Below are 19,419 nucleotides of genomic sequence, written 5' to 3'. Positions count from 1 at the left end.
TGGTCAGGACAGGTCAGGGCAGGACGATGACGAGCGTGTAGCGGGCCGCGCCGGGGCCGGGGGAGTGGAACCGGGTGCCGCTCCGGACGCGGAATCGCAGGCAGTCCCCGGCGTGAAGCTCGTGGAGCTCGCCGCCGACGGTGAGTTCCAGCACGCCTTCGGTGAGCCAGAGATGCTGTTCCTGCCCGGGCCGGGCGGCGGCCTCGTAGGCGATGACCGCACCGGCGGGCAGGACGCCTTCGAGGACTTCGGCCCGCAGCCCCGGCTGCGGCGGGGAGACCGAGCGCCGGGTGAAGCCGGTCTCCGGATCGGTCCACACCGGCTGGTCCGCGGCGCGCAGCAGCACGGGCGGGTCGGCTTCGACCTCGCTGAGCAGTTGCGACATCGACCGCCCGTATGCCGTGCAGAGGCGGCCCAGCAGGGCCGCGGTCGGGCTGATTTCGGCCCGTTCGATGCGCGACAGCGTCGAGCGGCTCACCCCCGACACCTCGGCCAGCCTCTCCAGCGACCACCCGCGTTCGGCCCGCAGCCCGCTCAACCGGTCGGCCAGCTGTCGATCCAGATCATCTCTCACAACAGAGAATATATCTCAAGTTCGGGAAGCAATGACAGTTGTCATGCTCAAGCCATGATCCGCGGCCTGCTCGCCGGGCCCGTTCCCGCGGCACGCTGATGACCATGAACACAACCGGTACACACCTTCCCGGCACCAGGGACGCGGCGGTCCGGCAGGGCGCCGCGGTGGCCCTGTCCGGGCTGCGCAAGCACTACGGCGAGGTCCGTGCGGTCGACGGCATCGACCTCACGATCGCCCCCGGCGAGGTGGTCGCCCTGCTCGGGCCCAACGGTGCGGGCAAGTCGACCACCGTCGACATGATTCTCGGCCTGACCAGGCCCGACTCGGGTCAGGTCGGTGTGTTCGGCCGCGAACCCGCCGAAGCGATCACCGAGGGGGCGATCGGCGCGATGCTCCAGGGTGGCGCGCTGCTGGAGGACGCCACCGTCGGCGAGATGGTCGCCATGGTCGCGTCCCTGCACCGCAAGCCCCTGCCGGTGGCCGAGGCACTGCGCCGCGCCGGGGTCGAAGATCTCGCGGCCCGCCGCAGCACCAAGCTTTCCGGCGGCCAGAAGCAGCGGGTGCGGTTCGCCATCGCGCTGGTCAGCGACCCCGATCTGCTCGTGCTGGACGAGCCGACCGCGGCGATGGACGTGGGCAGCCGCCGCGAGTTCTGGAAATCCATGCACACCTTCACCGACTCCGGCCGCACTGTCCTCTTCGCCACGCACTACCTGGAAGAGGCCGAGGAATTCGCCGACCGCGTGGTGCTGATGCGCTCGGGCCGCATCGTGGCCGACGGCTCGGTGGCCGAGGTCCGGGCGCTGGCGGGCGGCCGGACACTGCGGGCGGTCGTGCCGGGCGCCACCTCCGCAGCCGTCTCGGCCCTGCCCGGGGTGACCGAGTACGAGGTGCGCGGCGACCGGATCGCGCTGTCCAGCGGTGACTCGGACGCCACCCTGCGCGCCCTGCTGGCCGCCTTCCCCGCCGCGCACGACATCGAGATCACCGCGATCGGCCTGGAAGGCGCTTTCCTTTCCCTCACCGCAGACGAGGAGACCATCCGATGAGCCTCACCTACCTGGTCCTCGAAATCCGCCGCGTGCTGCGCTCGCCGCGGTTTCTGATCTTCACCATGGCCTTCCCGGTCCTGCTCTTTCTGCTCTACACGGGCATCTTCGCCAAGCAGCCGGAGGAAAGGGCCGCGCTGATGGTGAGCATGACCGCCTTCGGCGCGCTGGCTTCGGCCCTGTTCACCGGCACCAGGGTCGCCTTCGAACGGCAGGCGGGCTGGCAGCGGCAGTTGCGGCTGACCCCGCTTTCCGGCCCGGGGTACCTCGTCGCGAAGGCCGTCACCAGCATGATGCTGGCGCTGGTCCCGGTGATCGTCGTCCCGCTGGTCGGCGCGCTCGCCGAGGGCGTGCGGCTGGATGCTTCGGGCTGGCTTCGGGTCACTCTGGGGGTGTGGCTCGCCGCGATCCCGTTCGCGCTGCTCGGCCTGTTGATCGGGCAGGTCGGCACGGCCGACTCCACCCAGCCGATCACCCAGCTGGTCATGCTGCCGATGGCTCTGATCGGCGGGATCTTCATCCCGATCGAAGCGATGCCGGACTGGCTGCTCAACATCGCGCACGTGCTGCCCAGCTACTGGATGGGGCAGGTCGGCCGCGGGGCGGTGACCAGCCAGCTGTCCACCAGCCTCGGGCGTGCCGCGCTCATGCTGGGCATCTGGACCGTGGTCCTCTCCTTCGCCGTGGTGCGGCGATACCGTAAGGATTCGGCTCGGGTTTAGCGAGGAGAACCGGTGGTGGGCGAGCGTGGTCGTGAGTCGGGCATCGGCCTGTGGAGCGACAATCCTCCTGGCCCGTGGGGAAAGCGAGGAGCCAACGTCCGGTGGCCGTTACTGGGTCTGCTGTTCTACCTTCCGGTGCTCATTCCCACGGTCCGGAACGTGGCCGCCGGTGATCTGACGGTCTGGCGCGCTGTTCTCGCGATCGCGCTGACCATCGTTTACGGGGCCGGCTACATCGTCTTTCCGTGGTTGCTGTTCCGGCCGCGGCCACTGGCACACCGCGTGTCCTTCTGCGCGGTCATGCTGCTGCTGGGCTGGCTGATGCTGCTGCTGTTGCCCGGCGGCACCGTGTACCTGCTGATCTACTCGGCCGCGGTGATCTCCTTCGGACTGCCGCCGGTGTGGACCCTTGTGCTGGGAGGCACGTCGCTCGCCGCGGCGGTGGTCCTGGTCGCCCTGCAACCCGGCGACCACGGTTCGCCAGGGGACCTCGGCGCGGTGATTGGGGTGAGCAGCGCGCTGTTCTCGATCGGCAGGCTGATCGCCACCGTGCGCAGCCTGCGGGCGGCCAACCAGGAGATCGCCACCCTGGCCGTGACGGCCGAGCGGGAACGCCTCGCACGGGACCTGCACGACATCCTCGGGCACAGCCTCACCACCATCACGGTCAAGGCGGGACTGGCGCGCCGGGTGCTGGAAACGGGGAACGACCCCGAGCGGGCCGTCACCGAGATCCGCGAGGTGGAAGGGCTCGCCCGCAGCGCGCTGTCCGATGTCCGGGCCACCGTCTCGGACTATCGGGAGGTGTCGCTGTCGGCCGAACTCGTGGGAGCGAAGGCTGCGCTGCGGGCCGCGGACATCGAGGCCGAGCTGCCGCAGGCGGTGGACAACGTCCGCCCGGAGCTGCAGCAGACCTTCGGGTACGTGCTGCGGGAGGCGGTGACGAACGTGCTGCGGCATGCGCGGGCCCGGCAGGTGAAGGTGCGGTTCGGCAGGACGTGGCTGGAGATCGAGGACGACGGGGTCGGCGGGGTGGGCGCCGCGCCGGACGCGAGCGGCAACGGCCTGCGAGGCCTGGCGGAACGCCTGGCCGCGGTCGGGGGCACGCTGCACGCGCAGCAGCGGCCGGGCGGCGGGTTCCTGGTGCGGGCCGAAGTGAAGCCGGCGCTGGAGGTGGCGTCGTGATCCGGGTGCTGCTGGCCGACGACCAGGCGATGGTGCGGGGCGCGCTGGCCACCGTGCTGGGCCTGGAACCCGATCTCGAGGTGGTGGCACAGGTCGGCTCGGGGGACGCGGTGCTGGCGGCGGCGAAGGAGTCCGCACCGGACGTCGCGCTGCTGGACGTGCAGATGCCCGGCAAGGACGGGCTGACCGCCGCGGCCGAACTGCACGCGGCGATGCCCGCGTGCCGGATCATCATCTGCACCACCTTCGGCAGGCCCGGCTACCTGGCGCGGGCGATGGCCGCGGGGGCGTCCGGTTTCGTGGTCAAGGACTCCCCGCCCGAGCAGCTCGTGGACGCGGTCCGCCGTGTCCACAACGGACTCCGGGTGGTGGATCCCGCGCTGGCGGCCGAATCCCTCGTCCACGGGGCCAGCCCGCTCACCGGCCGCGAGCTGCAGGTGCTGAGGGCGGCCAGTGACGGCGGCACCGTCGCCGACGTGGCCAGGCGGCTGCACCTGTCGGAGGGCACGGTGCGCAACCACCTCTCCGCCGCGATCGGCAAGACCGGGGCGCGCACCCGCGCCGAGGCGGTACGGCTCGCCGAGGAGAACGGGTGGCTGTGACCGTGCGAAGATGGGGCGGATGGGGAAGTTCAGGACGGCGGGCCTTGTCTGGTTGCGCCGCACACTCTTCGGCACCGTACTGGTCGTCGTGCTGGTCCTCGGGGGAACCGCGTTCCGCGTGTGGCAGGTGGCCCGCGTCGACGACCGTGCGCACGCCGACATGATCGTCGTGCTCGGGGCGGCGCAGTACAACGGGAAGCCATCGCCGATCTTCGAGGCGCGGTTGCGCCACGCCAAGCAGCTCTACGACGCCGGGGTCGCCAAGGTCATCGTCACCGCCGGGGGCAACAAGGCCGGGGACACCTACACCGAGGCGTCGGCGGGGGCGAGGTGGCTGATCGAGGAGGGCGTGCCCCGGCAGGCCACGCTCGCGGTGGGGGAGGGGCGAGACACCCTCGGGAGCCTGCGCGCGGTGGCGGCCGAGGTCCTCAGACGCGGCTGGCACACCGCGGTGCTGGTCAGTGATCCGTGGCATTCGTTCCGGGCCCGCACCATGGCCACCGGCGTCGGGCTCACCGCGTGGACCTCGCCCACGCACAGCGGTCCGATCGTGCAGACCCGCCAGACCCAGGCGCTCTACATCCGGCGCGAGACCGGCGCACTGCTGTTCTACCTGCTCACCCGCACCCCGGCCGACGACATCGGCGGCACCGGCCTCGGCTGATCACGGCTGATCACGGCACTGCCCTTCGCGCGGCGATCGCGGTTAGGGTGGGCCCGTGATCGGCTATGGCGAGCACGACGTGCAGCGCAGGGTGGCGGAGGAGCCGAAGAGTGCCGCCCTCCCGGGGGCATCGGCGGACGGGCGCAGTCCCTTCGCCCGGGACCGGGCGCGGGTACTGCATTCGGCCGCGCTGCGGCGGCTGGCGGGCAAGACGCAGGTCGTCGGGCCCGGGGAGGGCGCGGAGGTCAGCGGTGTGCCGAGGACCCGGCTCACCCATTCGCTGGAAGTCGCGCAGATCGGCCGGGGCATCGCCGCCGAACTGGGCGCCGACCCGGACCTGGTGGACACCGCCGGGCTCGCGCACGACATCGGCCACCCGCCCTTCGGCCACAACGGCGAGAAGGCCCTCGACAGCGTCGCCGAGCCGTGTGGCGGGTTCGAGGGCAACGCGCAGACGTTGCGCATCCTCACGCGGCTGGAGCCCAAGGTCGAGCCTGCCGGGCTCAACCTCACCCGCGCCTGCCTGGACGCGGCGACGAAGTACCCGTGGCCGCGCCGTCCCGGCCTGGCCAAGTTCGGCGTCTACGCCGACGACGCCGAGGTCTTCGCCTGGCTGCGGGAAGGCGCACCGGAGGGCAGGCGCTGCCTGGAGGCGCAGATCATGGACTGGGCGGACGACGTCGCCTATTCGGTGCACGACGTCGAGGACGGCGTGCTGGCGGGCCGGATCTCCCTGCGGGTGCTCACCGATCGCGAAGAGCGGGCCGCGGTGGCCGAACTGGCCGCGAAGCACTTCTCGGGTCAGCCGGTGTCGGCGCTGGAGGGGGCCGCGGAGGGCCTGCTGGAGCTGCCCGTGGTCGCGGCGCTCGCCCGGACGGGATTCGACGCCTCGTTCCGGGCGCAGGCCGCGCTGAAACGCCTGACGAGCGAGCTGGTCGGCCGCTTCGCCTCCGTGGTGGTCACGGGCACCCGGCGCGGGCACGGCGACGGGCCGCTCACCCGGTACGTGGCGGACCTGGAGATCCCGGCACGGGTGGCCGCCGAAGTGGCCCTGCTGAAGGCGGTGGCGCTGCGTTACGTGATGAGCGATCCGCGGCGCCGCGCCCTGCAGGAAGGACAGCGTGAGCTGCTCGTCGAGCTCGTCGAGCGGCTGTGCCACCGTGCCCCGGAATCGCTCGACGCCGTCTTCCACCCGGCCTGGGAGGCGGCCGGTGACGACGCGGCGCGCCTGCGCGTGGTGATCGACCAGGTCGCCACGCTCACCGACGCCCAGGCCCACGCCTGGCACGCCTGGCACACCGGCCGCCACTGACCCCGCCGTGGCGGGAGGTGGTCCGGTAGCGTCGGGGTGTGACCAAGCTCAAGGCGCGTGGTCCCGAGCGTGACCACCTCAGGTTCTGCTTCGCCCTGCACCGGGCCATCGCCGGTGACGCCGCCGGGGGCGGTGATTCGTGCTTTTCCCCCTACTCGGTGGCGAGCGCGCTCGGGCTGACCAGCCAGGCCGCCCGCGGCGCGGCCGCCACCGAGCTGCTGCACCTGCTGACCGGCGGGGAGGCCGACGTCGCCAAGCAGGCCGAACTGCTCGGCGCCGCCTCCAGCCTCGACGAGCACGACCGGGGTGAGCCGCCGGTGCTCGCCGCGGCCAACACGCTGTGGGCGTGGGACGAGCTCCCCCTCAACGAGGACTTCCTCGGCGAGCTCGCCGCCTGGCCGGGTGGCGGGGTCAGGACCGCGCCGTTCGTCCGCGACCCGGACGCGGCGCGCCGCCGGATCAACGCCGACGTCGCCGAGACCACCCGGCGGCTCATCCCCGAGCTGCTCCAGCCCGGGGCGGTGACGGACGACACGGTCGCCTGCCTGGTCAACGCGCTCTACCTCAAGCTCGCCTGGACCCATCCGTTCCCGGCGGAGCGCACCGCCGACGGCGACTTCCACAGCCCGGGCGGTCTCCGCCGCGTGCCCACCATGCACCAGTCCGCGATGCTCGGCCACGCCGCGCGCGACGGATGGCAGCTGGTCGAACTGCCCGGCGCCGGCGGGGTGCAGGCGCTGATCCTGCTGCCGGACGGCGACCTGGCCTCCCAGGAGTCCGATCTGGACCCGGACCTGCTGGCGAACCTGGTGTCCACCAAGGGAAACAAACAGGTCAGCCTGTCGCTGCCGAAGTTCAGGCTGGACCGGCGCGCCGCGCTCAAAACGGCGCTGGCCGGCCTCGGCGTACGGACCATGTTCACCCGTGAGGCGGACTTCGCCCCGCTCACCCCCGATCCGCGCGTCTTCGTCGACGACGTGGTGCACCAGGCGGTGCTGCGCATCGACGAGGAGGGACTCGAGGGAGCCGCGGCCACCGCGGTGGTCTTCCGCACGCTGGCGATGGTGCGCGCCGAACCGGTCGAAGTGGTGGTCGACCGGCCTTTCCTGCTCCTCGTGCGGCACGCGCGGACCGGTGTGGTCTACTTTTTCGCCCGCGTAGTCGAACCGTAAGGGTGGGAAGTGACCTCGTTGCTGGAGGCGCCTGAGGCGGTACAGGTGGCCGAGCCGAAACGACCCCGGTGGACCCGGGGTGACGCCCTGGTCGTGCTGTGCTACCTGGCAGTCGCGTTCGTCGTCTACGGCGGCCTGTGGACCAACCTGAACAGCGGCTACCTCTACAACAGCGCCCAGGACCAGAACATGTGGGAGTGGTTCTTCGCGGTCACCGCGCACTCCGTCTGGCACCTGGAGAACCCGCTCGGCTCGACGCTGCAGAACTTCCCCGCCGGGGTCAACCTGATGGCCAACACGGCGATGTTCGGCCTCGGCATCCCGCTCTCCCCGATCACGCTGCTGTTCGGACCCACGGTGACCTGGGCGATCGCGCTGACCGGCGGGCTGGCCGGTACCGCCACCGCCTGGTACTGGGTCTTCTCGCGCACCGTGGTGCGCTCGCGGCTGGCCGCCGCGATCGGCGGCGCGTTCTGCGGCTTCGCCCCCGCCATGATCTCGCACGGCAACGCGCACCCGAACTTCGTCGGGCTGTTCGTGCTGCCGTTCATCGTGCTGAAGCTGGTCCGGGTGGCGCAGGGGCGCCGTCCGGTCCGGGACGGCGTCATCCTCGGCCTGCTGATCGCCTACCAGGTGTACCTCGGCGAGGAGCCGCTGCTCATCACGATGATGGGCTTCGCCGTGTTCGCGCTGACCTTCGTCGTGTCCCGCCCCCGTGAAGCGGTGAAGATGATCCGCCCCACGGTGATCGGGGCGGGCCTGGCCGCGGTGATCACGCTCGCCCTGACGATCTACCCGCTGTGGTGGCAGTTCTTCGGGCCGCAGAGCTACCGGACCCTGGAGCACGGCGCGGTCGGCAACGACACGGCGGCGCTCACCCGGTTCGCCACCGAGTCCATCGCGGGCAATCCCGCGGCCGCCGCCGACGTGTCGATGAACCGCACCGAGGAGAACGCCTTCTTCGGCTGGCCGCTGATCGTGTTCATGGTCGTGCTGACGGTGTGGCTGTGGCGCGACATCGTGGCGCGGTGCGCCGCGATCGCGATGTTGGCGCTGGCCTGGCTTTCCCTCGGCGTCCAGATCACCGTCGCCCACCACGAGACCGGCCTGCCCGGGCCGTGGAAGCTGCTGGCCAAGCTGCCGCTGTTCGACTCGCTGCTGGAATCCCGCCTGGCGATGGCCTGCATCCCGGCGGTGGGTGTGCTGCTCGCGATCGCCACCGACAAGGTGTTCGCCTCGGTGCCGCCGGTGCGGCAACAGCAGTTCTCGGCGCGGTGGCTGTGGCTCGGCGTGGTGGCCGCGGTGCTCGTGCCGATCGCGCCCACCCCGCTGGACACCTTCACCCGCCCCGCGACCCCGGCCTTCTTCACCGACGGGACGTGGCGCAGGTTCGTCGGCTCGGGCTCGCTGGTGGCCGTGCCGCTGAGCAGCCCCGGTGACGCCCGCGCGCTGACCTGGCAGATCAAGGCCGATCTGGGCTTCCCGATCGCGGACGGCTATTTCGTCGGGCCGAGCGGGCCAGTTGACAAGCGGGGCCGTTACGGCGCCCCGGACCGGCCCACGGCCTCCCTGCTCAACAAGGTGCGCGAGACCGGCGACGTGCCCGACGTCACCGACCGCCAGCGGGCCGACCTGCTGGCCGACCTGAAGTACTGGCACGCGGACGTGATGGTGCTGGCGCCGGTGACCAACCAGCAGGCACTGCAGTCCACTGTGGAACTTCTGCTCCGCACCCCGGCCACCTATGTGGATGGGGTGTGGCTCTGGGACGTCCGCTCCCTCCGGGGCGCCTGAAGCCCCGGCGCGGCGGGGGTCTGCTCGACGAGGGTGGCCGTGGCGCGGTCGAGGAATTCGCAGAACAGCCTGTGCTCTTCCGGGGTGAACCGGTCGGTCAGGGCGCGTTCGAGCACGATCACTTCCCGGTAGGCCCGGTCGAGCAGGTCACGGCCGTCCGGAGTGAGGGTGGCGATCAGGACCTTGGCGTGCACCGGCGACGGCTGCCGATCGATGAGCCCCTTGTTCTGCATCCCGGTCAGGACGCTGGCCATGCTCTGCTGGGTGACCCCGCACGCCCGTGCGAGCTGGGCACCCGACATGCCGTCGTCGCGGGACAGGGTCAGCAGCACGGTGTACTGGGTCATCGTCAACCCGTAGCCGCGGAGCACCCCCTCGTGGTGGGCCATGAGCGCCTGCTCGGCGCGGCGGATGCGGTTGCAGACGTATTCCTCGACCGGCACGTCAGCCACTTCACAACTCCCTAATTTGACTCAGGTACCTGATACTGACTAGGTTTCCAAGTATCAGGATACTGAGTCAACACAGAAGGTTGCATGCAATGAAGGCTGTTGTGCTGGGCACCGACGACCAGTTCCGGATCTCGGAGCGGGCCGAGCCCGTGGCCGGGCCGGGCGAGGTCGCGATCCGGGTCGCCTATGCGGGGGTGCAGTACGGCGATGTCCTGGTGCGCGAGGGGCACTTCCCGATTCCGCGTCCGTTCGTGCCCGGTTTCGAGGCGGCGGGTGAGATCGTCGCGGTCGGTGAAGGCGTCGACGAGAAACGTATCGGCGAGCCGGTGATCGCGCTGGTCGGCGGGGGCGGATACGCGGAGGTCGTGACCGCGCCGTCGGTGCTGGCGATCAACGCCGCCGGGGTCGGATTCCGTGCCGCCGCCGCGTTCGGGTGGGTCGCGCCGACCGCCTACGACCTGATCAGCACCGTCGCCCGGGTCACGCCCGGGGACAGTGTGCTGATCCATGCCGCCGCCGGTGGTGTCGGTTCACTGGCCGGGCAGTTCGCCGCGGCCGCGGGTGCGGAACGGATCGTCGGGGTGGTCGGCAATGCCGGCCAGGTCGACTACGCGCGCCGGTTCGGCTACCACGAAGTGCTGGTGCGTCAGCAGTTTCCCGACGCACTCGGCGACGAGACGTTCGACGTGATCCTCGATCCGATCGGCGGCGCCACCCGGGTGGCGAACCTGGCGCGGTTGGCACCGCATGGCCGGATCGCGGTCTATGGCAACATCGCCACCTTCGAACCGGTCACCGTGTCGGCCAACGACCTGCTGATGCGAGGCCAGTCGCTGATGACCTACAACAGCAACCTGGCCAGCCAGACCAGCCCGCGGAAGCTGGCCGACAGCGCGGCTCGTGCCATGGCCCTCGTCGCCGACGGGTCGGTGCGGCTCGATGTCACCGCCGAATACACCCTCGCCGAGGTCGGGAAGGCGGTAGCGGACCTGGCCGGCGGAGTGACCCGCGGCAAGAGCGTCGTCCGCGTCGCGTGAAAAAGGGCCGAAGAGGGAGCGGCCCGGCTGTCACATCGCGCCGGGCCGTCTCGTCCACCGGGTGTCCGTCGAGAAACCGACAGCCGGAGGTCATCATGCCCCGCATTCCCGCCGTACCCGCCAGTGAAGCCGGTCTCCAGGCGAAGCTGTTCTACCGCGTCGCGCGCCGTCGCTTCGGTGCCGTGCCCGAACCGTTCGCCGTGCTGGCGAACCACCCCGCACTGCTGCGCGCAAGCGCGATCCATGAGCTGCTGGCCGAGAAGGCCGTCCGGGCGTTGCCCAAGCACGTGGCCGACCTGGCGGTGTATCGCACCGCGGTGCGCCTCGGCTGCTCGTGGTGCATCGACTTCGGGACGATGCTGCAGAAGCACCAGGGGCTCGACATCGACCGGCTGAAGAACATCGACGACTACGCCACCTCGCCGCTGTTCGACCGAGCGGAACGGCTCGCCCTGGCCTACGCCGACGCCATGAGCGACACGCCGGTCTCCGTCACGTCCGAGCAGGTCGCCGAACTGGAGCGCGAGTTCGGCCGCCGGGGCCTGCTCGAGCTGACCTACCAGATCGGGCTGGAGAACCAGCGGGCCCGGATGTTCAGCGCGCTCGACATCACCGACCAGGGCTTCACGTCCGGTGAGGCGTGCCGGGTGCCAGGGCTCGCGTGAGCTTGTCCGGGTTGCACTGGTCGTAGATCGCCACGATCCGGCCGTCGCGGATGGCCATGGCCTCCAGCCGGGGGGCGAGTTCGCGGTAGCCCCCGGCGCCCGCGGCCCCCGGCAGGTACAGCCCGAGGTCGCCGTTGACCAGCAGCGGCTGCCCGTCCCGTAGTGCCTCGGGCGGGTACTTCGACAGCAGCCCGAACAGGAACCGGGCGATCTTGTCCGCGCCGACGATGATCTGGCGCGCGGTGCTGGCCTTGCCGTTGCTGTCGCCGATCAGGACCACGTCCGGGTGCAGGACCTCGGCCACCGCCCGCACGTCACCGGCGAACAGTGCGGTCAGGAACCGGTCGAGGAGCTGCTGCTGCTCGGCCAGGCTCGCCCGGGGCGGCGGCTCCGCGTCCTTCAGCGCGCGCCGCCCGCGCGACGCGTACTGGCGGGTGGCGTCCGGGCTGGCGCCGAGGATGCCGGCGATCTCGTCGAAGGGCACCGAGAACGCGTCGTGCAGCACGAACGCGACGCGTTGCTCGGGGCTGAGCCGGTCCAGCACCACCATGGCGGCCATGCGCAGGCCCTCGTCGCGGACCGCGATGTCGAGCGGGTCCTCGCCGGGCTGGCCGGTCAGCGGGGTCACGATCGGTTCGGGCAGCCACTGGCCGACGTACTGTTCACGGCGCGCGGTCGCCGAACGCAGCCGGTCCAGGCAGATGCGGCCGACCACCCTGGTCAGCCAGCCCTTGAGATCCCGGATCCCGTCGCGTTTGCCGTCGGGCAGGGTGCTCAGCCGCAGCCAGGATTCCTGCACCGCGTCCTCGGCGTCGGACACCGATCCGGTGAGCCGGTAGGCGACCGCGACCAGATGCGAGCGGTGATCGTCGAACTGCTCGGCGAGACCCATACCCGGCAACCTACTCGCGGCGGACGGCGCCGGGCAGGGGTGCGCCACCTCGGGTGGCCGCCGCCAAATGGCATATCCTCGACGGGTGGCAGGTCGCATCCGGGAAAGTGACATCGCGGAGGTACGCCAGCGCAACCGGATCGACGAGGTCGTGGGCGACTACGTCGCCCTGCGCAACGCCGGCGGGGGCGCGCTGAAGGGACTGTGCCCGTTCCACGACGAGAAGACCCCGTCGTTCAACGTCCGGCCCACCCACGGCACCTTCCACTGCTTCGGCTGCGGCGAGGGCGGCGATGTCATCAAGTTCCTGATGAAGATCGACCACCTGCCCTTCGTGGAGGCGGTCGAACGCCTGGCGGACCGGGTCGGGTTCCGGCTGACCTACGAGGGTGGCGGCGGCAGCGTCCGGCGCGACCGCGGCACCCGCACGCGCATGGTCGAGGCGCACAAGGCGGCCGCCGAGTTCTACGCCGAGCAGTTGCGCACCCCCGAGGCCGAGGCGGCCAGGGCGTATCTCAAGGAGCGCGGGTTCGACGAGACGGCCGCGCGGACCTTCGGCTGCGGGTTCGCGCCCGGCGGCTGGGACAAGCTGACGAAGTTCCTGCTCAACCGCGGGTTCGAACTCGACGAACTGCTCAAGGCGCAGTTGGTCAAGCAGGGCAGGCAGGGGCCGATCGACCGGTTCCACCGGCGGCTGGTGTGGCCGATCAGGGAGCTTTCCGGCGACGTGGTGGGCTTCGGGGCCCGCAGGCTGTTCGACGACGATCCGATACAGGCGAAGTACCTCAACACCAGCGAGAGCCCGATCTACAAGAAGTCGCAGGTGCTGTTCGGGCTGGACCTGGCGAAGCGGGAGATCGCCAAACGGCGCCAGGTGGTGGTCGTCGAGGGCTACACCGACGTGATGGCCATGCACGCCTCCGGGGTGCCCACCGCGGTGGCCTCGTCGGGGACGGCGTTCGGCGAGGACCACATGAAGGTGCTGCGGCGCCTGCTGATGGACGACGACGCCTTCCGGGGCGAGGTGATCTTCACCTTCGACGGCGACGAGGCGGGGCAGAAGGCGGCGCTGAAGGCGTTCGAAGGCGACCAGACCTTCGCGGCCCAGACCTACATCGCGGTCGCACCGGACGGGATGGACCCGTGCGAACTGCGGCTGGCCAAGGGCGAGACCGCGGTGCGCGATCTGGTGGCCCGGCGGATCCCGCTGTTCGAGTTCGCGATCAAGAGCATCCTCGCCGAGTACGACCTGGACTCGGTCGACGGGCAGGTCGCCGCGCTGCAGCGCACCGTGCCGCTGGTGGCGCAGATCAAGGACCGGGCGAAGCGGGACGGGTACGCCACGCGGCTGTCCTGGTGGGTCGGCTGGCAGGACGAGGCGATGGTGGTGCGCCGGGTCCGCGAGTCGGCGGGCAACGGCGGCACCCCGGGACCGGCTGGCCGCCGCCCCCGGCAGCAGGCCGCCACGGTGTCGGACGTCGCACACCCGGCTCCGCGCGACCCGGGTCTGCTGGCGCAACGCGAAGTGCTCAAGGCGGCGCTTCAGGAACCGGCCGTGTCCGGGCCGGAGTACGACGCGCTGCCCGAAGAGGCGTTCACGCATCCCGCGTACGTCGCGGTGCACCGGGCGATCCTGAAGGCGGGCGGGGCGAGCAGCGGGCTGAGCGGGCCCGCGCTGATCGACGCCGCCGCCGCGTACACCCCGGAGGGCACGGTGCGCACCCTGGTGTCCGAACTGGCGGTGGAACCGTTGCGCGCCAAGGGAGAGGCGGACGTGCGCTACATCGGGAGCATGATCGCCGCCGTGCAGGAGAACCTCGTCGGGCGGCAGATCGCGGAGATCAAGTCGAAGCTGCAGCGGCTCTCACCGGTCGACGCGGCGGACGAGTACCGCGGCCTGTTCGGCGATTTGGTCGCGCTCGAGGAGTACCGCAAGGCGCTGCGCGAGCAGGCGATCGGCGGGGCGGACTAGCCATGGGACGGCTGCGCCGGCTGTTCGGCGACCCGCTGCCGGAGGAGTTCGCCGGCACGCTCGCGCCGGGGGAGAACGCACTGGCCGCGGCCGAGGTCGCCGGGGGAGGGCACCTCGTGGTCACCGAGCTGGGACTGTGGTTGCCGCAGGGGCGGCGGATCGGCTGGCACCTGATCAGCAAGGCGGTGTGGCGGGACGGCGGCCTGACCGTGGTGGAGGCCGAGGAGGCCGGGTCCGCCGGGGCGGCGGTGCTGCTGGCGGACCGGGAACCGGTGCGGTTTTCCCTGCCCAGGCCGGGAAAGGTGCCGCTGATGGTGCGGCAGCGGGTGGACGGCTCGATCCGGGGGCGCCACCGGCACGAACTGCCCGGGGGAGGGGTGTGGTTCGTGCAGCGCAAGCTGCCCGGGCAGGACGGCAGCGTGTTGCAGGCGCGACCCGATCCCGGGGTGGACTCCGAGGTCGTCGCGGCGATGGCGCGGGAAGCCGCGGAGAGGCTGGCCCCGCCGCCGGTATAGCAGTACGCTCGTACTGTGTGGGATCCTGAGAAGTATCTCGACTACGCTGACCAGCGAGGACGCCCCTTCCACGACCTGATCGCCCGGATCGGCGCGACCGCACCCCGCCGCGTGGTGGATCTGGGCTGCGGGCCCGGCAATCTCACCGGCACCCTGGGGAAGCGCTGGCCCGCGGCCATCCTCGAAGCCCTGGACAGTTCCCCCGAAATGGTGGGCGCGGCGCGGGCGGCGGGCCTCGATGCGCGGGTGCTCGATGTGCAGGACTGGGTGCCCGCGGACGACACCGACGTGGTGGTCACCAACGCCGTGCTGCACTGGGTGCCGGGGCACGAGGACCTGCTGCGGCGCTGGGCCGGGCAACTCCCTTCCGGAGCGTGGCTGGCGATGCAGGTCCCCGGCAATTTCGACGCCCCCTCGCACACCCTCCCGCGTGAACTGGCCGCCTCACCCGAGTGGGCGGACCGCCTGCCGCCGCACACTTTGCGTGACGAAGGCAGTGTCGGTGACGCTCGCCACTACGCCGGGCTCCTGGCCGACGCCGGCTGCCTCGTGGACGCGTGGGAAACCACCTACGTGCACCGGCTGAGCGGGCCGGACGCGGTACTGGAATGGATCGCCGGCACCGCACTGCGGTCCGTCAAGGCGGCCCTCGGCGAGGACTTGTGGCAGCGGTTCCGCGCCGAACTGGCACCGCTGCTGGACGAGGCCTATCCGCCGCGCGGGGACGGCACCACCTGGTTCCCGTTCCGGCGGGTCTTCGCCGTGGCCAGGATCGCCCAGGTCAGGGAACCACGGACCGGGTCGGCCGGTGCCCGTTGTGCTGCGCCTGCGCCCTGAAGAACGGCACCCTGCCGCCGACCTTCTCGCTCACCTTGGCGCGCACCACCCCGGCCGCCCCCTGCACCATCGGGTGATCGACGACCTTACGGTACGTGCGCACGATCTGGTCGTACCGCGCCCGGCCCGCCTTCGCCCCCAGCACGTAGCCGACCGCCGCGCCCAGCAGGAATACCCTCATGCCCCTCGCCTCCTCGCCGATCTTCTCCGACCCTCTCCCCGATTGTCCCTCACCCGCCATCCGGATGCCGGGGGTGCTTGCAGAGCGCGATCAGGGGTGCGCTAAAGTTTCACTCCGTTGGCCCGGAGTGATCCGGGCAGACAACCGAGCATTCCCCTGTAGCTCAATTGGCAGAGCATTCGGCTGTTAACCGAAGGGTTGTTGGTTCGAGTCCAACCGGGGGAGCAGCAAGAAAGAGGCCCCCAAGATCATCGGGGGCCCTTTTTACATCCACGGTTGACATCGGTCCATGTCGGCGAGCCGGTTCATCCGCTCGGCCATCCGCCGTTTCGCCTCGTCGAGCACATGCCCGTAGATGTTCGCCGTCGTGGTGATCGAGGCGTGGCCGAGCTGGTCCATCACCTCGCGGATCGTGGCCCCGTCCAGGAGCAGCAGCGTGGCGCATATGGCGCAGGTCATGCACGCGGCTTTTGTCGATCTTCGCGCTCTTCAACAGCCGGTCCAGCATCGCGTTGACGTTCCTGGGCTCGATCACCTGTCCGTGCCGGGTCACGAACACCAGGTCTCCCGGCTGCCCTTCTGCGGGGTTCAGTGTGTCCGACATCCGTTTGGCCGTCGCAATGCGGTGCGCCCGCAGGGCGACGAGGCAGACCGGCGGCAGGTAGAGCGTGCGCCGGGACCGCTTCGTCTTGGGCACGAGCTTGCCGCGAACGTGCTGCACAGTCCGGCGAACCTTGAACTCACCGGTCGTCATGTTGATGTCCGACCAGGCCAGCCCGAGCACTTCACCCTTGCGTAACCCGGTCGTGATCAGCACGAGCCAGAGCGCGTAGAGCCAGTGGCCCGCAGCCTGCCGGAGGAAGCGCCGAGCGTCCGTTTCGGACATCGGCTCGACCTCGAAGTGGTCCCTTGACGGCGCTTTCACGAACTTGACCACGTTTCGACGAACGTCCGGACATCGGCCGGGGTGAGCGCGTTGAGCTTGCGCGAGCACGTACACGGCAGCCTGATAGCGGCCGTCCTTGCGCTGCACGATGGGAGAATCCAGGGCGTGACCACGGTTACGCCGTTCAACAACGTGATTCGTCCCGCGGGCGCCGGGCCATACGCCTGCCCGTGTTGTGGCTATCTGACGCTGCGAACACGTGGTGGCTTCGAGATCTGTGCTGTGTGCTTCTGGGAGGATGACGGGCAGGGCGATCACGACTCCGCCCAGGTGCGCGGTGGTCCTAACGGCTTTTTGAGCCTTGACCAGGCGCGACGCAACTTCACGCGTTACGGAGCCTGCTCGCCGGAGATGGTCCGGCACGTACGCCCTGCCCTGGCAGAGGAATATCCCCTGCGATAGCGCACCCCAACCGGCTGAGGCAGTTGTCGACATTCAGGCAGCCTCCTCGTCGTGGTCAGCGGCAGCCAGGTGCACGCGGCGGATGTCGATCTGCTCGCCCCAGCGGATTACCCAGTCGGTTCGGCGACGCGGGCAGCCGCGGGCATGACGTGGGCCAGCCACCAGCGATATCCGGGGCGGGACGCGCGGGTCAGGACGCTTCGTCGGACGTGCTCCGGAGAAATGGCCGCGTGAAGTCTCGTCACACCGGACATCACACTGTCTCCTGAACACACGTCGCTTTTCGGCCGGTCGTCAGTGGAAGGATGCTGTGGTGGATAAGGATGAGGCTGACCTGTTGTGCAGGGAGTGCAGCCAGCCGGTAGCTAATCGTGAGAGCTACTCGAGGTTCGACGGGATGCACTTCGTGTGTTTCCACTACGCGTTCGAACACTGGTCGGTTGATCGGGACGATGACTGTGGCTTGGATGGCTGTCCGTCTGCATCTCAGGACCGTGGGCGAGACCATCTTTTGGCGGTGCTGCGCGCCCTCGTCGACGATTGGTCGGATGGTCCTCCGGCGAACTGGGACATTCGTGATCTCCCCGACTACTTGGAGGCGCTCGCAGATTGGCTGGCGGGTGCCGATTCTGATCGTGCCGAGTTGAAGGCGAGGGTTCCGATGAACAGTTGGGCTGCTCTTGCAGCGGGCTGGAAGGCAGCGACTGTTTATGAGTGACGAGAACCTGTGACTGGCCTCGGCAACGGCGCCCAGCCCCGCCGCCTGCGTTGCGGTGGGGCTGAATGGCGTGGTCGAGACGGTCACGTAGTGCGGTCTTTCCGGTCAGGAGGTGAACAGGTCGGGGTGGGCTTCGATGTCGGTGACTGTGGCCAGCGAAAGTCGGGGACGAGTTCGCCTGTGGTGGTGTAGGTGGGCAGCACGGCGCCGGGTTGAACACGTGGATGGGCAGCGCGATAACCGATGGGAGCCGGGGCAGTGCGCCATGCGAAAGACAGTCCTCTCCTGCGGAAGGAGATCACCGAACTGGTGACTGTGACGTCCGCCCGGCCGCAGCCGGACGGCTGGCAGGACTGGCTGCTGTGGGCCCGGGCATGCGCCGAGCATCAGCCGGACAAGCCGATGCACCAGGAAGCGGTCGACATGCTCACCGCCGATGGCGGGAACCTCCTCGGCGGCCTGCCATCCCGCATTCGGGCTACGACCTTATAGGTTGATCCGAGGCGGCGCGTCCAGATCGGAGGAGCCAGTGGACCTGATCGTTGATCCACCGCGAGGGGTTGGTCCCATTGCGATCGGTATGCCGTTTGACAAGGCCGAACTGGCTCTGAAATCTATCGCCGGGTTCGTGCCTCCGGAGCCCGGTGGCCGGGTAGCTCCTGGCTTTGCCCACTACGACTCCGAGATGTCGATCGCAGTTGGGCAGGACCGGAGTCGCAACGTTCGGTCGATTGAGGTCTATCGGCCCAGTCGGGATGTCAATGTCCTCTTCCGCGGCATCTCGGTCTTCGGGCTTGCTGCGGATGAGGTCATCCGTCGGATTTCGGATGTTGCTCGCCTGGAGATCGAAGACGGTGGCCGGCAGGTGCTGGCACCTGAACTGCTTCTTTCTCTCTGGAGAGGCACGCTTCCAGGCAGGCCGGAAGATGAGGATGGGAGGTACTTCGAGGCTGTTCTTGCTGCGGCTCCGGGGTATTACGATTAGTTTCCGATCACGTGGCTCCAGGATCTGTTGTACGCACGCACGCTCATATCGTGCGGTCATGGTTCCACGGGCGTGCGTGATGGAAGACTGGCGCGCGGCCAACTTGCCCTGAAATCAACTAGGGCCTCCGCCGGAGGGGCGTGCTGTCGCACGGTTACTGCGCAAGGGGCACGCTCGGTCACGTCGACAGCGCAAGGAGCCGACTGGTATCCCGGTGCGTCGACGTGGGAGAAGGCACGGGAAATCGTCGTTACCAGGATCCAGAACGATCCGCGACTACGCCAGTGAGCAACCGGTCCGAGAAATCACCGGCCACGGGAGTAACGCGGAACCGTCCGTGCGCGAACCATCGAGACGAAGCCGCTGGACGTACGTGTCGAACGGCCGACCCGACGGGGAGAGACCATGACGACCTGCCGTGTGCATCGGCTGCCGCGCTATTCGCTCGAGGCGCTGTGCCGCATGCCTTTGGAGGAACTCGAGCGGCCGGATGTGTGTCTGCGGTGCGGTGAGGTGCTCGATGTGCCGTCCGGGTTCCGGGTCTGGCAGGGGCAGTGCTACTACGGTCCTCGCGTCCAGTGGCGCGCGCCGTGGCGGGTGAGCGGTCTGTGGCGGCCACGGGTGTTCCGCACCGCCGACGACCACGGCAACCCGACGGTGGTCGCGGTGCTTCCGCTGCTGGGTTGTTTGTCCTACCGCGGTGAACCGCGCGGTTCGTGATCGTCCCCAAAGGACTGTGC

23 protein-coding genes, 1 tRNA gene and 1 pseudogene are annotated in these 19,419 nt (G+C 69.9%); 19 read left to right on the top strand and 6 right to left on the bottom strand.

The window, feature by feature from the left end:
- Positions 1 to 13: 13 nt before the first annotated feature.
- On the bottom strand, positions 14 to 574 hold the full coding sequence (locus ORV05_RS23800; protein WP_268754246.1) for a helix-turn-helix domain-containing protein: 561 nt from the start codon (positions 572 to 574) through the stop codon (positions 14 to 16).
- A 104-nt stretch (positions 575 to 678) separates the two neighbouring features.
- On the opposite strand from ORV05_RS23800, the gene ORV05_RS23795 reads away from it, so the two are divergent.
- The 8 genes from ORV05_RS23795 to ORV05_RS23760 are packed head-to-tail and all read left to right on the top strand — an operon-like array spanning position 679 to position 9,077.
- Positions 679 to 1,626 (top strand): ABC transporter ATP-binding protein, encoded by a 948-nt coding sequence (locus ORV05_RS23795; RefSeq protein ID WP_268754245.1) that lies wholly within the window; start codon positions 679 to 681, stop codon positions 1,624 to 1,626.
- Positions 1,623 to 2,348 carry an ABC transporter permease gene (locus tag ORV05_RS23790; RefSeq protein WP_268754244.1) on the top strand — a complete coding sequence of 242 codons (726 nt, stop codon included), beginning with the start codon at positions 1,623 to 1,625 and terminating at the stop codon, positions 2,346 to 2,348. The genes ORV05_RS23795 and ORV05_RS23790 overlap by 4 nt, the downstream gene beginning before the upstream one ends.
- 12 nt (positions 2,349 to 2,360) lie before the next feature.
- Positions 2,361 to 3,533 carry a sensor histidine kinase gene (locus ORV05_RS23785; RefSeq protein ID WP_268754243.1) on the top strand — a complete coding sequence of 391 codons (1,173 nt, stop codon included), beginning with the start codon at positions 2,361 to 2,363 and terminating at the stop codon, positions 3,531 to 3,533.
- Positions 3,530 to 4,135, top strand: a complete 606-nt coding sequence (locus ORV05_RS23780; RefSeq protein ID WP_268754242.1) for a response regulator transcription factor — start codon at positions 3,530 to 3,532, stop codon at positions 4,133 to 4,135. Before ORV05_RS23785 ends, ORV05_RS23780 begins: the two co-directional genes overlap by 4 nt.
- Positions 4,136 to 4,154: 19 nt before the next feature.
- The gene (locus tag ORV05_RS23775) at positions 4,155 to 4,799 is read left to right on the top strand and encodes a YdcF family protein (RefSeq protein ID WP_268754241.1); all 645 of its coding nucleotides are present in this window, start codon (positions 4,155 to 4,157) and stop codon (positions 4,797 to 4,799) included.
- Between the two features lie 58 nt (positions 4,800 to 4,857).
- A complete protein-coding gene (locus tag ORV05_RS23770; RefSeq protein ID WP_326938159.1) occupies positions 4,858 to 6,111 on the top strand; it encodes a deoxyguanosinetriphosphate triphosphohydrolase in 1,254 nt (417 codons plus the stop codon).
- A gap of 38 nt (positions 6,112 to 6,149) precedes the next feature.
- A complete protein-coding gene (locus ORV05_RS23765) occupies positions 6,150 to 7,283 on the top strand; it encodes a serpin family protein (RefSeq protein ID WP_268754240.1) in 1,134 nt (377 codons plus the stop codon).
- A gap of 9 nt (positions 7,284 to 7,292) precedes the next feature.
- On the top strand, positions 7,293 to 9,077 hold the full coding sequence (locus tag ORV05_RS23760) for a glycosyltransferase family protein (RefSeq protein WP_268754239.1): 1,785 nt from the start codon (positions 7,293 to 7,295) through the stop codon (positions 9,075 to 9,077).
- On the opposite strand, the gene ORV05_RS23755 is transcribed toward ORV05_RS23760, so the two are convergent.
- On the bottom strand, positions 9,026 to 9,529 hold the full coding sequence (locus ORV05_RS23755) for a MarR family winged helix-turn-helix transcriptional regulator (RefSeq protein WP_268754238.1): 504 nt from the start codon (positions 9,527 to 9,529) through the stop codon (positions 9,026 to 9,028). The two genes, ORV05_RS23760 and ORV05_RS23755, sit on opposite strands and share 52 nt — an antisense overlap.
- 89 nt (positions 9,530 to 9,618) lie before the next feature.
- On the opposite strand from ORV05_RS23755, the gene ORV05_RS23750 reads away from it, so the two are divergent.
- Together ORV05_RS23750 and ORV05_RS23745 are read left to right on the top strand one after the other, a co-directional pair.
- The gene (locus ORV05_RS23750; RefSeq protein WP_268754237.1) at positions 9,619 to 10,566 is read left to right on the top strand and encodes a quinone oxidoreductase family protein; all 948 of its coding nucleotides are present in this window, start codon (positions 9,619 to 9,621) and stop codon (positions 10,564 to 10,566) included.
- A 95-nt stretch (positions 10,567 to 10,661) separates the two neighbouring features.
- Positions 10,662 to 11,231, top strand: coding sequence for a carboxymuconolactone decarboxylase family protein (locus ORV05_RS23745; RefSeq protein ID WP_268754236.1), 570 nt, complete (start codon positions 10,662 to 10,664; stop codon positions 11,229 to 11,231).
- Here ORV05_RS23745 and ORV05_RS23740 read toward each other — a convergent pair.
- Positions 11,191 to 12,123 (bottom strand): sigma-70 family RNA polymerase sigma factor, encoded by a 933-nt coding sequence (locus tag ORV05_RS23740; protein ID WP_268754235.1) that lies wholly within the window; start codon positions 12,121 to 12,123, stop codon positions 11,191 to 11,193. The genes ORV05_RS23745 and ORV05_RS23740 overlap by 41 nt on opposite strands.
- 67 nt (positions 12,124 to 12,190) lie before the next feature.
- Between ORV05_RS23740 and dnaG the strand changes: the two genes are divergently transcribed.
- The 3 genes from dnaG to ORV05_RS23725 are packed head-to-tail and all read left to right on the top strand — an operon-like array spanning position 12,191 to position 15,447.
- Positions 12,191 to 14,095 (top strand): DNA primase, encoded by a 1,905-nt coding sequence (gene dnaG / locus ORV05_RS23735; protein ID WP_268754234.1) that lies wholly within the window; start codon positions 12,191 to 12,193, stop codon positions 14,093 to 14,095.
- Positions 14,096 to 14,097: 2 nt separating this feature from the next.
- The gene (locus ORV05_RS23730) at positions 14,098 to 14,610 is read left to right on the top strand and encodes a hypothetical protein (protein ID WP_268754233.1); all 513 of its coding nucleotides are present in this window, start codon (positions 14,098 to 14,100) and stop codon (positions 14,608 to 14,610) included.
- A 15-nt stretch (positions 14,611 to 14,625) separates the two neighbouring features.
- A complete protein-coding gene (locus ORV05_RS23725) occupies positions 14,626 to 15,447 on the top strand; it encodes a trans-aconitate 2-methyltransferase (protein WP_268754232.1) in 822 nt (273 codons plus the stop codon).
- Here ORV05_RS23725 and ORV05_RS23720 read toward each other — a convergent pair.
- The gene (locus tag ORV05_RS23720) at positions 15,392 to 15,628 is read right to left on the bottom strand and encodes a hypothetical protein (protein WP_268754231.1); all 237 of its coding nucleotides are present in this window, start codon (positions 15,626 to 15,628) and stop codon (positions 15,392 to 15,394) included. The genes ORV05_RS23725 and ORV05_RS23720 overlap by 56 nt on opposite strands.
- 152 nt (positions 15,629 to 15,780) lie before the next feature.
- Here ORV05_RS23720 and ORV05_RS23715 point away from each other — a divergent pair.
- Positions 15,781 to 15,853: transfer RNA gene (locus ORV05_RS23715), tRNA-Asn, on the top strand.
- A 39-nt stretch (positions 15,854 to 15,892) separates the two neighbouring features.
- Here the strand turns inward: ORV05_RS23715 and ORV05_RS23710 are convergent.
- Both ORV05_RS23710 and ORV05_RS36520 read right to left on the bottom strand, forming a co-directional pair.
- Positions 15,893 to 16,087: a hypothetical protein gene (locus tag ORV05_RS23710; RefSeq protein ID WP_268754230.1), complete on the bottom strand. Its 195-nt coding sequence runs from the start codon at positions 16,085 to 16,087 to the stop codon at positions 15,893 to 15,895.
- A 43-nt stretch (positions 16,088 to 16,130) separates the two neighbouring features.
- A pseudogene (locus tag ORV05_RS36520) lies at positions 16,131 to 16,514 on the bottom strand (tyrosine-type recombinase/integrase); the annotation flags it as partial.
- Between the two features lie 81 nt (positions 16,515 to 16,595).
- Between ORV05_RS36520 and ORV05_RS36515 the strand changes: the two are divergent.
- The 5 genes from ORV05_RS36515 (at position 16,596) to ORV05_RS23690 (ending at position 19,399) form a co-directional block, all read left to right on the top strand.
- The gene (locus ORV05_RS36515) at positions 16,596 to 16,976 is read left to right on the top strand and encodes a CPCC family cysteine-rich protein (RefSeq protein ID WP_407652537.1); all 381 of its coding nucleotides are present in this window, start codon (positions 16,596 to 16,598) and stop codon (positions 16,974 to 16,976) included.
- A 313-nt stretch (positions 16,977 to 17,289) separates the two neighbouring features.
- Entirely contained in the window at positions 17,290 to 17,694 is a 405-nt protein-coding gene (locus ORV05_RS23705; RefSeq protein ID WP_268754228.1) for a DUF7660 family protein, read from the top strand.
- Between the two features lie 309 nt (positions 17,695 to 18,003).
- A complete protein-coding gene (locus tag ORV05_RS23700) occupies positions 18,004 to 18,186 on the top strand; it encodes a hypothetical protein (RefSeq protein WP_268754227.1) in 183 nt (60 codons plus the stop codon).
- Between the two features lie 37 nt (positions 18,187 to 18,223).
- Complete coding sequence (locus ORV05_RS23695; RefSeq protein WP_268754226.1) at positions 18,224 to 18,679, top strand: hypothetical protein; 456 nt, start codon at positions 18,224 to 18,226, stop codon at positions 18,677 to 18,679.
- A gap of 405 nt (positions 18,680 to 19,084) precedes the next feature.
- Positions 19,085 to 19,399, top strand: a complete 315-nt coding sequence (locus ORV05_RS23690) for a hypothetical protein (RefSeq protein ID WP_268754225.1) — start codon at positions 19,085 to 19,087, stop codon at positions 19,397 to 19,399.
- Positions 19,400 to 19,419 lie beyond the last annotated feature (20 nt).

This window comes from Amycolatopsis cynarae, from assembly GCF_026802195.1.
Lineage (GTDB): Bacteria > Actinomycetota > Actinomycetes > Mycobacteriales > Pseudonocardiaceae > Amycolatopsis_E > Amycolatopsis_E rhizosphaerae.
The sequence above is the reverse complement of the archived record's forward strand: the minus strand, read 5'-3'. Positions and strand labels throughout refer to the sequence as shown.

Excerpts from the sequence above, each read along its gene's own strand:
- ORV05_RS23730 (WP_268754233.1), top strand. The coding sequence starts at position 14,098 with ATGGGACGGCTGCGCCGGCTGTTCGGCGACCCGCTGCCGGAGGAGTTC.
- ORV05_RS23745 (WP_268754236.1), top strand. The coding sequence starts at position 10,662 with ATGCCCCGCATTCCCGCCGTACCCGCCAGTGAAGCCGGTCTCCAGGCG.
- ORV05_RS23710 (WP_268754230.1), bottom strand. The coding sequence starts at position 16,087 with ATGACCTGCGCCATATGCGCCACGCTGCTGCTCCTGGACGGGGCCACG.
- dnaG (WP_268754234.1), top strand. The coding sequence starts at position 12,191 with ATGGCATATCCTCGACGGGTGGCAGGTCGCATCCGGGAAAGTGACATC.
- ORV05_RS23720 (WP_268754231.1), bottom strand. The coding sequence starts at position 15,628 with ATGAGGGTATTCCTGCTGGGCGCGGCGGTCGGCTACGTGCTGGGGGCG.
- ORV05_RS23690 (WP_268754225.1), top strand. The coding sequence starts at position 19,085 with ATGACGACCTGCCGTGTGCATCGGCTGCCGCGCTATTCGCTCGAGGCG.
- ORV05_RS23740 (WP_268754235.1), bottom strand. The coding sequence starts at position 12,123 with ATGGGTCTCGCCGAGCAGTTCGACGATCACCGCTCGCATCTGGTCGCG.
- ORV05_RS23750 (WP_268754237.1), top strand. The coding sequence starts at position 9,619 with ATGAAGGCTGTTGTGCTGGGCACCGACGACCAGTTCCGGATCTCGGAG.
- ORV05_RS23790 (WP_268754244.1), top strand. The coding sequence starts at position 1,623 with ATGAGCCTCACCTACCTGGTCCTCGAAATCCGCCGCGTGCTGCGCTCG.
- ORV05_RS23795 (WP_268754245.1), top strand. The coding sequence starts at position 679 with ATGAACACAACCGGTACACACCTTCCCGGCACCAGGGACGCGGCGGTC.
- ORV05_RS23775 (WP_268754241.1), top strand. The coding sequence starts at position 4,155 with ATGGGGAAGTTCAGGACGGCGGGCCTTGTCTGGTTGCGCCGCACACTC.